Origin of the sequence: Streptomyces sp. NPDC058464, assembly GCF_042721035.1 — a bacterium.
Classification (GTDB): Bacteria; Actinomycetota; Actinomycetes; order Streptomycetales; family Streptomycetaceae; genus Streptomyces.
Genome location: NZ_JBHXMA010000061.1, coordinates 1 through 11,992, shown reverse-complemented (window position 1 = coordinate 11,992; position 11,992 = coordinate 1). Strand labels below are relative to the sequence as shown.

12 protein-coding genes are annotated in these 11,992 nt (G+C 71.6%); 8 read left to right on the top strand and 4 right to left on the bottom strand.

Annotated elements, in window-relative coordinates:
* Positions 1 to 20 precede the first annotated feature (20 nt).
* From ACFWPQ_RS46735 to ACFWPQ_RS46725, 3 genes are all read right to left on the bottom strand, one after another.
* A complete protein-coding gene (locus ACFWPQ_RS46735) occupies positions 21 to 1,064 on the bottom strand; it encodes a zinc-binding dehydrogenase (protein WP_384049814.1) in 1,044 nt (347 codons plus the stop codon).
* A gap of 28 nt (positions 1,065 to 1,092) precedes the next feature.
* Positions 1,093 to 2,343 carry a cytochrome P450 gene (locus tag ACFWPQ_RS46730; RefSeq protein ID WP_384049811.1) on the bottom strand — a complete coding sequence of 417 codons (1,251 nt, stop codon included), beginning with the start codon at positions 2,341 to 2,343 and terminating at the stop codon, positions 1,093 to 1,095.
* Positions 2,344 to 2,523: 180 nt separating this feature from the next.
* Complete coding sequence (locus tag ACFWPQ_RS46725) at positions 2,524 to 3,747, bottom strand: acyl-CoA dehydrogenase family protein (protein WP_384049808.1); 1,224 nt, start codon at positions 3,745 to 3,747, stop codon at positions 2,524 to 2,526.
* 169 nt (positions 3,748 to 3,916) lie between these two features.
* Between ACFWPQ_RS46725 and ACFWPQ_RS46720 the strand changes: the two genes are divergently transcribed.
* From ACFWPQ_RS46720 to ACFWPQ_RS46705, 4 genes are all read left to right on the top strand, one after another.
* Positions 3,917 to 5,389: a FadR/GntR family transcriptional regulator gene (locus ACFWPQ_RS46720; protein WP_384049805.1), complete on the top strand. Its 1,473-nt coding sequence runs from the start codon at positions 3,917 to 3,919 to the stop codon at positions 5,387 to 5,389.
* Between the two features lie 160 nt (positions 5,390 to 5,549).
* Entirely contained in the window at positions 5,550 to 6,317 is a 768-nt protein-coding gene (locus ACFWPQ_RS46715; protein WP_384049802.1) for an SDR family NAD(P)-dependent oxidoreductase, read from the top strand.
* A complete protein-coding gene (locus ACFWPQ_RS46710; protein ID WP_384049799.1) occupies positions 6,314 to 7,513 on the top strand; it encodes an acyl-CoA dehydrogenase family protein in 1,200 nt (399 codons plus the stop codon). Before ACFWPQ_RS46715 ends, ACFWPQ_RS46710 begins: the two co-directional genes overlap by 4 nt.
* A complete protein-coding gene (locus tag ACFWPQ_RS46705) occupies positions 7,510 to 8,487 on the top strand; it encodes an NADPH:quinone oxidoreductase family protein (protein WP_384049797.1) in 978 nt (325 codons plus the stop codon). Before ACFWPQ_RS46710 ends, ACFWPQ_RS46705 begins: the two co-directional genes overlap by 4 nt.
* A 3-nt stretch (positions 8,488 to 8,490) precedes the next feature.
* Here ACFWPQ_RS46705 and ACFWPQ_RS46700 read toward each other — a convergent pair whose 3' ends face one another.
* A complete protein-coding gene (locus ACFWPQ_RS46700) occupies positions 8,491 to 9,354 on the bottom strand; it encodes a mycofactocin-coupled SDR family oxidoreductase (protein ID WP_384049794.1) in 864 nt (287 codons plus the stop codon).
* A gap of 176 nt (positions 9,355 to 9,530) precedes the next feature.
* Between ACFWPQ_RS46700 and ACFWPQ_RS46695 the strand changes: the two genes are divergently transcribed.
* The 4 genes from ACFWPQ_RS46695 to ACFWPQ_RS46680 are packed head-to-tail and all read left to right on the top strand — an operon-like array spanning position 9,531 to position 11,918.
* Entirely contained in the window at positions 9,531 to 10,676 is a 1,146-nt protein-coding gene (locus tag ACFWPQ_RS46695; protein WP_384049791.1) for an amidohydrolase family protein, read from the top strand.
* Positions 10,673 to 10,894, top strand: a complete 222-nt coding sequence (locus ACFWPQ_RS46690; protein ID WP_384049789.1) for a hypothetical protein — start codon at positions 10,673 to 10,675, stop codon at positions 10,892 to 10,894. The genes ACFWPQ_RS46695 and ACFWPQ_RS46690 overlap by 4 nt, the downstream gene beginning before the upstream one ends.
* A 1-nt stretch (position 10,895) precedes the next feature.
* Positions 10,896 to 11,714 carry a mycofactocin-coupled SDR family oxidoreductase gene (locus ACFWPQ_RS46685; RefSeq protein ID WP_384049786.1) on the top strand — a complete coding sequence of 273 codons (819 nt, stop codon included), beginning with the start codon at positions 10,896 to 10,898 and terminating at the stop codon, positions 11,712 to 11,714.
* Between the two features lie 15 nt (positions 11,715 to 11,729).
* Positions 11,730 to 11,918, top strand: coding sequence for a ferredoxin (locus tag ACFWPQ_RS46680; RefSeq protein ID WP_384049783.1), 189 nt, complete (start codon positions 11,730 to 11,732; stop codon positions 11,916 to 11,918).
* The last annotated feature ends 74 nt before the right edge of the window (positions 11,919 to 11,992 follow it).

The window sequence follows — 11,992 nt, the reverse complement described above, 5'->3', positions numbered from 1 at the left end:
ACTCCGCCCTCCTCGGCTGCTCACCCCTCGTCGTCGTAGGTGACGACGACCTTCTCGGCGGCGCCGGGAGTCAGCGCCAGCTCGAAGGCCCGGTGCACCTCGGCGAACGGCACCCGGTGACTGATCAGTCTGGCGAACCGCTCCTGGTGCTCCGCGAGTTCCGCCGTCACCTCGAAGATCTCGGTCGGATACCCCTGCGAGGCGATGAGGGTCAGCTCGCTGCGCAGCATCCCGCCGAGGTCGATCGCCTCGGACGGCTTCTGCACGGCGACCATCACCAGCTTGGCGCCCCATTTGGCGGCGTCGACCGTGGTGTTGAAGACGGCGGCGGCACCGGCGGCGTCGATGTAGATGTCGGTGCCCGCACCCGGCTGGCCCAGGGCGTTGGCCGCCTCGCCGTGCAACTCGGTCAGCCGCGCGGTGACGTCCTCGACCGAGGAGTCGATCACGGCGTCGGCACCGACGGCCAGCGCGGTCCGCAGCCGCTCGGGGATGACGTCCGCGACGACGACGTGCTCGACCCCGCGCAGCTTCAGCCAGATGGTGACGCCCAGCCCGATGGGCCCGGCACCGAAGACCAGGACCTTGTCACTGGGCCCCGCCCCGGACCGGTTGACGCAGTGCCGGGCGACGGCCATCGGCTCGTTGAGCGCGGCGACGTCGAAGGGCATCGTGTCGGGGAAGACGGCGAGGGTCCTGCCGATCTCCGCGTCCTCCAGCAGCAGGTACTCGCTCATCCCGCCGTGCGGGCCGCCGCACCCGATGATGCCGGAGGGCACGCCCTGCGGGTTGACCACCACCCGGTCGCCGACCTCGAGATCCGTGACCTTGGCGCCCACCTCCGCGATCTCGCCGGCCGGCTCGTGCCCGAGCAGCAGCGGCACCACCGAACCGTCGGCGTTGTACGGCGTGCCGCCCGCCTGGACGAAGAAGGTGTCGGTGCCGCAGATCCCGCAGGCGCGGATCCTGACCACCACGTCCTTCGGGCCCGGCACCGGACGCTCGGTCTCCACGACGTCGACCGTGTTCTTCGCGCCGGTCCGGACGGATCTCATCGTGGCCACGCGGATGTCTCCTTCCCCGGGGCGCCGGTCACCAGGTGACGGGCAGGTCGTAGATGCCGTACGCCTGGGAGTCCTCCTTGAACTTCAACTCCGAGACGTCGACCGCGAGCCGCAGGGTCGGGATGCGACGGAACAGCGTGCTGAACACGACGTGCAGTTCGATGCGGGCCAGCTGCTGGCCGACGCACTGGTGCGGACCCCAGCCGAACGCGTGGTGGTGCGCCGCGGTACGGGTCAGGTCGAGCTTGCCGGGCTCCGGGAACGCCTGCGGGTCCCAGTTGGCCGCCGGCAGCGAGGCGATGACACCCTCGCCGGCGCGGATGGTCTCCCCGGCGATCTCGATGTCGTCCAGCACCGCCCGCCGCGCCAGCAGATGCGGGATGGTCAGGTAGCGCAGGAGCTCCTCGACGGCCTTGGTCACGTACTTCGGGTCGTCCTCGTTCTCCCGCAGCGCCGCGAGCTGGTCGGGGTGCTGCAGCAGCAGCGCGGTGCCCAGGGTGATCATGTTGGCGCTGGTGTCGTGGCCGGCGACGAGCAGGATGTGCCCGAGCGGGGCGGCCTCCTCCATGGAGAGCACCCCCTCCCTGATCCGCGCGCCGAGGTCGGAGAGGACGTCCTCACCGGGGTCGTCCATCTTGGCCTCGATGAGCCCGGCGATGTACCGGCGCACCTCCGCGACGGACCGGGCCGCCTCCTCGGGGGTCTTGAAGCGGGCGTTGGTGACCCCGGCGTGCTCCTGGAAGAAGTCGTGGTCCTCGTACGGCACGCCGAGGAGCGCGCAGATCATGAGCGACGGCAGCGGCAGGGACAGAGCCTCGTTGAGATCGACCGGGTTGGGCCCGGCCAGCATCCTGTCGATGAGACCGTCGGTGATCTGCTGGATCTCCGGGCGGAGTTTCTCCATCCGGTGACGGGTGAACGAATTCGTCAGCATCCGGCGCCAGCGGGTGTGCTCGGCACCGTCGGTGTTGTTGATCGACGGCTGGATCTCGGCCGCGTGCGCCTTCATGGCCTCCGTCGTGTGCGGGTAGCCGGGGGCACCGATGTTCGCGCTGAGCCGCGGGTCGGTCATCAGCTCGCGCTGCGCGGCGTGCGAGGTGACGAGCCACGGAGTGGTGCCGTCCCAGGTCCGGACACGTATGACGTCCTGGTCCGTCTCGTGCAGCGCGAGCAGGCCCGGAGGGGGCGCGAACGGGCACTGGCTCGATCGGGGCGTCGGAAACTCCGGCAGCTCCGGCAGCTCCGTGGCGGCATCGGTCCCGGCGATGCTCTCGCTCATGGTTCCCTCGTTCTCTCGGCGGCGCAATTGAGGGCACCATACGTGGACCGACCGGTACAATCAATATTGCGGGCAGGTTTTCGGCCGGAGAGTCGACTTTCTATCGACCAATCGGTCTATTTGATTGACGCCGGTCTGGGCGCCGCGCGTTCGACCAGGACGGCGAGGGCTTCGGCCAGGTCAGCGGGGTTCCCGGGGCATCCCCAGGCCCCGCTCGGCGATCTGTGTCCGCAGCACCTCGTTCGCCCCGCCCGCGATCGTGTACGCGCGCGAGTACAGGTGGGCGTCCTGCCACCAGCCCGCCGCGACCGCCGCCGGATCGTCCTCGGTGAGCAGGCCGTCGGTGCCCTGCAGGCGCAGGCCGAAGTCGGCCAGGTCGTGGTTGAGTTCGCTGAAGAAGATCTTGCCCAGCAGGGCGTCCGCGGGCCGCTCCGTGCCGTGCAGCATCCGCGACTGCGCGAGGGCGATCAGCGCGGCGTTCACCTGCACCCGTGCGGCGAGTTCGCCGATCTCCTGGCGGGTGGCGGTGTCGTCGAGCGCGGGCCGTCCGCCGACCGGTACCTCCTCCGCGAGCCGCACCAGGTCGTCGAGCACGGCGAACAGCTCGACGCCGCGCGCGGCCACCCCGGACCGCTCCCGGGCGAGGCTGCTCATCGCCACCCGCCAGCCGTCGTCCACCCGGCCGATCACGTTCGCCGACGGGATCCGTACGCCGTCCAGGAAGACCTCGTTGAAGTCGGTGGTCCCGGTGATCTCGCGCAGCGGCCGCACCTCGACCCCCGGGCTGCGCATGTCCAGCGCGAAGGCCGTGATGCCCTTGTGCTTCGGCGCGTCGGCGTCGGTGCGCGCGAGCAGGTAACCCATGTCCGAATGCTGGCCGTTGGTCGTCCACACCTTCTGGCCGTCGACGACGAACACCGCGTCGTCGCCCTCGCCCTCGCGGCGGGCCCGGGTGCGCAGGGACGCCAGGTCGCTGCCCGCCTCGGGCTCGCTGAACAGCTGGCACCAGACGTCGTCGCAGGAGCGGATACGGGGCAGGAACCGCGCCCGCTGCACGTCGGTGCCGAACTCGATGAGGGCCGCCGAGGCCAGCGAGGCCGCGCCGACCGGCGCCCAGGTGCGGGCCCGGGCGATCTCCTCTGCCACCACGGAGGGTTCCAGGGGGTGCGCGTCCGGCCGGCCGCCGTACTCGGCGGGCCAGTCGATGCCGAGCAGGCCCGCCTCGTACAGCTCGGCGGTCCAGGCCCGGATCGCCGGCATCAGTTCCGGCCCGGGGGCGCGTACCCCGGCGTGCGCCTTGACGCCCGGCGCGTGCTCGGCCACGAAGGCGCGCACCTTGCCGCGGAAGGCCTCCAGTTCGGGTGTGGGCTCCAGCCGCATCGCCGCCGACTCCTCGGTCCTCATGCAAGCGATCTCGAAATGAGGGTACTCTAATCATGGCTCTGGCCCGGTTGCCAAGAGGTGGTACCGAAATCAGTGAACCGATCTCGGCGCCGGATGTCCGGTCCGGGGGCTCCCGACCCGGTGCTGAATAGACTGGGGATCCGCAATGTTTCCGCAGAGGAGTTGGCCCATGGCGACTGCCGTCGACCGCGAGCCCGCCGACGGCGAGACCGACACCCCCGTCGGCAAACTGGCCGCGCAGACCGCGCAGCGCATCGAGGCGACCGTGATCCGCCGGGGCTGGCCCGTCGGCGAGTCGCTGGGCTCCGAGGTGGACCTGCGCGAGCAACTCGGGGTGAGCCGGGCGGTGCTGCGCGAGGCGGTGCGCCTGGTCGAGCACCACCAGGTCGCCCGGATGCGGCGCGGCCCCGGTGGCGGCCTGATCGTCTGCGCTCCCGACGCGGGACCGGCGACCCGGGCCATGGTGATCTACCTGGAGTACGTGGGCACCAGCGTCACCGATCTGCTCCAGGCCCGCCGGCTGCTCGAACCGATCGCCGCGGGCCTCGCCGCCGACCGCATCACCGAGGAGGGCATCGCCACGCTGCGCGCCACCCTCGACTCCGAACGCGACCACTGGGACGACCCGTCGGTCCACTCGCAGGACCCCCTGCACCCGGTGCTCGGACAGTTGTCGGGCAACCCGGTGCTGCACCTGTTCATCGACGTGCTCACCCGCCTCACCGCCCGCTACGCCCACACCTCGCGCCGGATCTCCAAGGCGGAGATGCATGCGGCGAAGGAGGCCTCGCACCGCGAGCACCGCGCCGTCGTGGACGCCGTCGTCGCCGACGACGGGGCCCGCGCGCAGACCGAGCTGACGGCCCATCTGGAGTCGGTGGCCGCCTGGATCGAGAAGCACCGGGTACGCCGCGGGGCGCGGATCTCGGGGAGCGTGGTCGAGCCCGAGCTGGTCGAGGGTCCGCGCGCCAAACTCGCCGAGGTGGTGGCCTCCCGGATCCACGACGACATCGCCGCGCGCGGCTGGCAGATCGGCATGGTCCTCGGCTCGGAGGCGGACCTGCTGGCCCGCTACGAAATCAGCCGGGCCGTGCTGCGGGAAGCCGTACGGCTCCTGGAGTACCACTCGGTCGCCCGGATGCGGCGCGGCCCCGGCGGGGGCCTGGTCGTCACCGCGCCCGAGCCGCAGGCCAGCATCGACACGATGGCCCTCTTCCTCGAATACCAGGGCGTCACCGCCGACGACCTGCGGATCGTCCGCAACGCCGTCGAACTCGGCATCGTCGCCCGAGTGACCGCCCGGCACGCCGCGGGCGCCCCGCAGGTCGCCGAGCGCCTCGGCAAGGCCGTCCGCTGGACCGTCGAGGGCCCGGCCGACGACCACCGCAAGGCCGACCTGTTCCACTCCGAACTGGCGGCCCTGGCCGACAACCCGGTGCTGTCGCTGTTCCTCGCCATCATCACCGAGCTGTTCCGCCGGCACGCCTCCGGACACGACCGGCCGCTGCCCGGCGACTCGGCGGCCGACGAGGTCCGGCACGTCCACCAGCGCATCCTCGACGCCATCGTGCAGGGCGACGCCGGAGTGGCCCGCCACCGGATGCGCCGCCACCTGGACGCCCTCATCCCCTGGTGGCACTGATTTAGTGACACTGATTACCGACGCCCCGTGCGGCTTTTTGCCGTGCTGGGCTTTCTGCTGTGCCAGCGGTCGCTAATTACGTATACTGAATAGGTGGGTGGCCGGCAACTGCGGCGGAAGACCATCGTCAGCAAGTCCCTGGGCCTGTGAGGAGACCCGAGTGAACATCGACGGATCCACGGCACTGGTCACCGGCGGCGCCTCCGGCCTCGGACTGGCCACCGCGCGCCGGATCACCGACCGCGGCGGCCGGGTCGTCCTGGCCGACCTCTCCGAGGAGCAGGGCGCCAAGGCGGTCGCCGAACTCGGCGGCGCCGCCCGCTTCGTCCGCGCCGACGTCACCGACGAGGCCGCGGTGAACGCCGCCCTCGACGCCGCGCAGGAACACGGTCCGCTGCGCTTCGCCGTGCACTGCGCCGGACGCGGCGGCGACCGCACCCGGATCATCGACCGCGAGCGCACCCCCGGCGAACTCGCCACCTTCGCCGAGGTCGTACGGGTCAACCTGATCGGCACCTACAACGTGCTGCGCCTGGCCGCCGCCCGCCTCTCCGGCAACGACATCGTGGACGGCGACCGCGGGGCCGTCGTCCTCACCGCCTCGGTCGCCGCGTTCGACGGCCAGATCGGCCAGACCTCCTACACCGCCGCCAAGGCCGGCGTGCACGGCATGACCCTCGTCGCCGCCCGTGACCTCGCCAGTTGGCAGATCCGGGTTAACACCATCGCCCCCGGCATCATGGACACCCCCATGCTCGGCCGCCTCCGCGAGGACATCCGCGACGGACTCGCCGCCTCCGTCCCGCACCCCAAACGCCTGGGCGACCCCGACGACTTCGCCCGCCTGGCCGTGGAGATGCTGGAGAACCCCTACCTCAACGGCCAGACCGTCCGTCTCGACGGCGCCATCCGCATGGCCCCGCGATGACCGCGGCCGAGACCGACGATCAGTTCCGCTCCCGCCTGCGCGCCTTCCTGACGCGGCACCACCCCGGCCGCCGCCCCGAGGACCCCGCCGAACGCCTCGCCTGGCAGAAGAACTGGCTGCGCACGCTCTGCGACGCCGGATACGCCGGCCCGAGCTGGCCGCGCGAGTACGGCGGCATGGGCCTGCCCTTCGCCCGCCAGGTCAGCTACCAGGAGGAGTACGCGCGAGCCCGGGTCCCCGGCCCCCTGGGCACCGGAATCGGCATCGCCGCGCCCACCCTCATCAGGTACGGCACGCCCGAGCAGAAGGAACGCCTCCTGCGCCCCATGCTGCGCGGCGACACCGTCTGGGCACAGGGCTACTCCGAACCGGAGGCGGGCTCGGACCTGCCCGCACTGCGCACCACGGCACGCCGTGCGGGCGGCGGCCCCGACGACCCCCGAGCCGAGTACGTCGTCAACGGCCAGAAGGTGTGGAACAGTTCGGCCGACATCGCCGACATCCTCTTCACCCTGGTCCGCACCGGACCCCCCGACTCCCGCCAGGACGGCATCAGTTACCTCCTGATCGACGCCCACGCCCCCGGCGTGACCGTGCGCCCACTGCGCGACCTCACCGGTGACGCGCACTTCTGCGAGATCTTCTTCGACGACGTCCGGGTCCCGGTCGCCGACCGGATCGGCGCGGAGAACGGCGGCTGGCCCCTGGTCCGCACCAGCCTCGGCCACGAACGCGCCGCCGGGGCGATGAACCAGGCCGCCCGGTACCGGCGCGTCCTCGACGAGCTGGTCGAGCTGGCGCACGAACGCGGCGCGACCGCCGACCCCCTGGTGTGCGACCGGCTCGCGGACTTCGAGATCCGGGTGACGATCATGCGGCTCACCGGCATGCGGACCATCGCCGACATCATGGCCAAGGGCGAACCCGGCCCCGCCTCCTCGACCGCACGACTGTTCATCGTCACCTTCGAGCAGGAACTGCACGAGTTCGCCATGCAGTTGCTGGGGTCCTACGGGATCCTGGGCCGCCGCGACCCGCACGCCGTCCAGCGCGGCCGCTGGGTGTGGGGTTTCCTGCGCACCCGGGCCTCGACCATCGGCGCGGGCACCGCCGAGATCCAGCGCAACACCATCGCCGAACAGGTCCTGGGACTGCCCCGGGACCCGGCGATGCCGGCCACCGGAAGAACACCATGAGAGCCGCACGCTGTACGCACTACGGGCCCCCGCACGGCCTGGCCGTCATCGAAGTCGACGACCCCGTACCCGGCCCGGGAGAGGTCCTGGTCCGGGTGCACGCGGCCGCGGTCAACTACCCGGACGTACTGCTGGTCGCGAACCGCTACCAGGTGCCCGCACCGCTGCCGTTCACCCCGGGCAGCGAGTTCGCCGGTGTCGTCGCCGCGCTGGGCCCGGGCGTCTCCGGCCCCGCGGTGGGCACACCCGTGGCCGGAGCGGTGCTCACCGGCGCCTTCGCCGAGCAGGCCGTGGTGCCGGTGACCGGCCTGCGCCCCGTCCCCGAGGGCCTGGACATGGTCCACGCCGCCGCGTTCCACGTCACCTACGCGACCGCCTACCACGCCCTGACCACCGTCGGGCAGGGCACGCCGGGGGAGTGGGCGACCGTGCTCGGGGCCGCGGGCGGCGTCGGCTCCGCGACCGTCGACATCGCCACCCGGCTCGGCATGCGCGTCGTGGCGGCGGCCTCCGGCCCGGAGCGGCTCACCGTCGCCCGCAAGCTGGGCGCCGAGGGCGGCGTCGACTACGTCCGCGAGGACCTGAAGACCCGCATCCGCGAACTGACCGGCGGCGAAGGCGCCCACCTGGTCGTCGACCCCGTGGGCGGCGACCACGCGGAGGCCGCCCTGCGCGCGCTGCGCCGCGGCGGCCGGTTCGTCACCGTGGGCTACGCCGACGGCAGGATCCCGCGGATCCCGCTCAACCTGGTGCTGCTCAAGGACACGGTCGTACGGGGCTTCGAGATCCGGATGCTGCGCCGGTACGCCCCGGACGCGGTGGCCGCGGGCGACCGGGCGCTCGCCCGGATGGTCCGGGACGGGATGCGCCCGCTCGTCTCCCGGGTCCACCCCCTCGCCGACGTCGCGGCCGCGCTGACCGACGTGGCCGAGCGGCGCACCACCGGCAAGGTGGTCATCGACATGGGGGCATGAGGGTCAGAACGCCGGCAGTTGCGGGCGCCGCCTGACGTATCCGCCGGCGTCGACGCGCATCTGCATGCCGGTGACGTACCGCGACTCGTCCGACACCAGGAACAGCACCATGTCGGAGACGTTCTCCGGCTCGACGTAGGGGATCCCGAAACCGGTCGTCGCGGGGAAGCCGGGCAGCGCGTCCTCGCGGGTCGGGTTCTCCAGGTCGGGCCGGAAAGACCGGTACATCAGGTCGCTGTTCAGCATGTCGGTGTTGACGTTCGTGGGATGGACCGCGTTGACCCGGATCCGGCGGGACAGCAGGACCGTCGCCAGGTCGTGCACGAACGCGGCCACCTGGCGCTTGGCGAAGGAGTATCCCAGTCCGCCGGGCCCGTTGGCCGGGTTGTCGACGGTCGCCGGTATCAGCGCCGCGATGGACCCGGTCGCGACGATCGAGCCGCCGTCGGGCAGCTGGGGCAGGGCCGCGTCGACGGCGTGGACCACCCCGTTGAAGTCGACGGTGACGGCGTCCAGGAAGGCCTGCGCGGTCTGCTGCGGCCCCAGCGGGGCGATCCCGGCCTGGGCGACCACGGCGTCGAGCCGCCCCAGCTCCGCCACCCCCTCGGCGACCGCCGCCTTCAACGCGGCCGGATCCCGTACGTCGGCCCTGCGGGCGACGATGCGCCGGCCGAGCTTCTCCACCTGCCGGACCGTCTCGTCCAGGTCCGCCTCGGTGGCCAGCGGATAGCCGTTGGTGGCGATGTCCGCGCACAGGTCCACGGCGATGATGTCGGCCCCCTCCGAGGCGAGCCGGACCGCGTGGGCCCGGCCCTGGCCGCGCGCGGCCCCGGTGATGAAGACGGCCTTGTCCTGCACTCGACCCATGGGGTCTCCTTCCACAGAAGAAAAGAGTAGCCTAAATGATACTAGGGAAGGTTGGTCCGTCTTCGAGGATCTCCGAATCACGGCCGATTGAGTCGATCTCTCCCGCCCAGTGAGACAGGTTCAGTGCACACAATGCGCCCGGTGCTAGAGAGTCCCCGAGACCGAGGGAGCACACGATGCCGTTGCAGCCATGGATGAAGTTGCTGTCGACCGACGACCACCTGATCGAACCCCCGCGCCTGTGGTCCGACCGGCTGCCGGCGAAACACCGGGAGGCCGGGCCGCGCATCGTGGAGCAACCGCGCGGCGCGGGCCGGGCCCCCGCCGAGGTCTGGGTCTACGAGGACCGCGTCTACCCCTACATCGGCCTCAACGCCGTCGCCGGGAAGAGGCCCGAGGAGTTCGGCCTCGAACCCACGCGCTACGACGAGATGATCCCCGGCTGCTACGACCCCGGGGCCCGGATCCGCGACATGGACCTGGACGGCGTGTGGGGCGCCCTGTGCTTCCCGTCCTTCCCGGGGTTCTCCGGCCATGTCTTCCTGGACGGCCAGGACCGCGAACTGGCCCTGCTCTGCGTGCGGGCGTGGAACGACTTCGTCCTCGACGAGTGGTGCGCCACCGCACCGGGCCGGCTCATCCCGCTGGTCATCATGCCGATGTGGGACGTCGACGCCTGTGTCGCCGAGATCCACCGCACCGCGGCCAAGGGTGCGAAGGCGATCTCCTTCCCCGAGAACCCCGCCCCCCGCGGCCTGCCCTCCTTCCACACCGGCTACTGGGACCCCATGTTCTCGGCGGCCGAGGAGACCGACCTGCCCGTGTGCCTGCACTTCGGCACCTCGGGCAAGCCGCCGAAGACCGCCGAGGAGGCCCCGTTCGCGGTGACAATCACCCTGTTCGGCTGCAACGCCATGTACGCCACCGCCGACCTGCTCTTCTCCTCGGTGCTGCACAAGCACCCCAAGCTGAAGATCGGCCTGTCCGAGGGCGGCATCGGCTGGATCCCGTACCTTCTGGAGCGCGCCGACGGCACCTGGGAGCGGCACCGCTTCTACCAGAACGTCAACCAGAGCGTGCGCCCCTCGGAGCTGTTCCACCGGCACTTCCACGGCTGCTTCATCGACGACCGGTTCGGCGTGGAGGTACGGCACCACGTCGGCGTCGACAGGATCACCTGGGAGTGCGACTACCCGCACTCCGACTCCTACTGGCCCAAGTCCCGCGCCTACGCGGCCGAGGTCCTGGCCGACGTACCCGACGAAGAGGTGCACAAGATCGTGGAGCTGAACACCCGCCGCCTCTACAACCTGCCCGCGTGAGCCGGCGACCCGAGTCCGAGCGGTCCGACTGGACCGACCTGGACCTGCTCACCCGCGACGAGGCCCACAACCGGCTCCTCGCCGAGATCGCCGAGACGGACGCACGCCTCGCCGAGCCGGGCACGTCCGACGGGCCCGAGCGGGAACTCCTCCGGTCCCGGCTGCGCGCCCTGCGCGAGGCCGCCGCGGACCTGAACGACCAGCCGAAGGAGAACTGAGGTGGCCACGGGACGCGTCGACGGCAAGGTCGCGATCGTCACGGGAGCGGCCCGCGGGCAGGGCCGCTCCCACGCCGTGCGGCTGGCCGAGGAGGGGGCGGACGTCGTCGTCACCGACGTCTGCCACGACATCAGCGACGAACTGCCCTACTCGCTCGGCACCAAGGAACAACTGGAGGAGACCGCCGAACTGGTCCGGGAGACCGGCCGGCGGTGTGTCGCCGTACAGGCCGACGTCCGCTCGATCGCCGAGATGCGGGCCGCGGTCGACGCCGCGCGCAGCCAGTTCGGGCGGCTCGACACGGTCGTCGCCAACGCCGGCGTCATGAGCTCCGGCACCGCCTGGGAGCTGTCCGAGGACGTCTGGGACGTCGTCGTCGACGTCAACCTCAAGGGCGCCTGGAACACCGCACGCGCCGCGATCCCCTGGATGATCGAGGCGGGACAGGGCGGCTCGATCGTCATCACCAGCTCCGCCGCAGGCATCCGCGGCCATGTGCCGTACGCCCACTACGTGGCGAGCAAGCACGGCGTGGTGGGCCTGATGAAGGCCCTGTCCAACGAACTCGCCCCGCACCGCATCCGGGTGAACACCGTCCATCCCACCGGGGTCGGCGACACGGGCATCACCGTCGGCGTGCCGGTCGAGGAACTCGCCGCGCGCGAGCCGCTGTTCGCGCTCGCCGCGATGAACCCCCTGGCCCCGTACGTCGAGCCCCGGGACGTGTCGAACGCCGTCCTCTTCCTCGCCTCGGACGAGGCGAGGTACGTCACCGGGCTGCAGTTCACCGTCGACGCGGGGTCGACCAACAAGCCGTAGAACGGAGTGGGTTGAATGAAGATCACCATCGAATCGTCGTCCTGTTCGGGCCACGCGCGGTGCGCGGCCGCGGCCCCGCAGCTGTTCCGTCTCGACGACGACGGCTATGCGCTGCCCCTCGACGGCGACGTCCCCCAGGGCCTGGAGCAGGCCGCCCGGGACGGGGCGACGGCCTGCCCGGAACGGGCCATCACCGTCCGCTGACAACACGTTCGCCGACAACACGCCCCCCGCCGACGAAGTCCACCGACGACGAGCGAGCCCCACGGTCCGAGGAC

What these genes read in the sequence shown, in the direction of transcription:
- ACFWPQ_RS46730 (WP_384049811.1), bottom strand. Translation starts at nt 2,343, where the DNA reads ATGAGCGAGAGCATCGCCGGGACCGATGCCGCCACGGAGCTGCCGGAG.
- ACFWPQ_RS46725 (WP_384049808.1), bottom strand. Translation starts at nt 3,747, where the DNA reads ATGAGGACCGAGGAGTCGGCGGCGATGCGGCTGGAGCCCACACCCGAA.
- ACFWPQ_RS46720 (WP_384049805.1), top strand. Translation starts at nt 3,917, where the DNA reads ATGGCGACTGCCGTCGACCGCGAGCCCGCCGACGGCGAGACCGACACC.
- ACFWPQ_RS46710 (WP_384049799.1), top strand. Translation starts at nt 6,314, where the DNA reads ATGACCGCGGCCGAGACCGACGATCAGTTCCGCTCCCGCCTGCGCGCC.
- ACFWPQ_RS46705 (WP_384049797.1), top strand. Translation starts at nt 7,510, where the DNA reads ATGAGAGCCGCACGCTGTACGCACTACGGGCCCCCGCACGGCCTGGCC.
- ACFWPQ_RS46700 (WP_384049794.1), bottom strand. Translation starts at nt 9,354, where the DNA reads ATGGGTCGAGTGCAGGACAAGGCCGTCTTCATCACCGGGGCCGCGCGC.
- ACFWPQ_RS46695 (WP_384049791.1), top strand. Translation starts at nt 9,531, where the DNA reads ATGCCGTTGCAGCCATGGATGAAGTTGCTGTCGACCGACGACCACCTG.
- ACFWPQ_RS46680 (WP_384049783.1), top strand. Translation starts at nt 11,730, where the DNA reads ATGAAGATCACCATCGAATCGTCGTCCTGTTCGGGCCACGCGCGGTGC.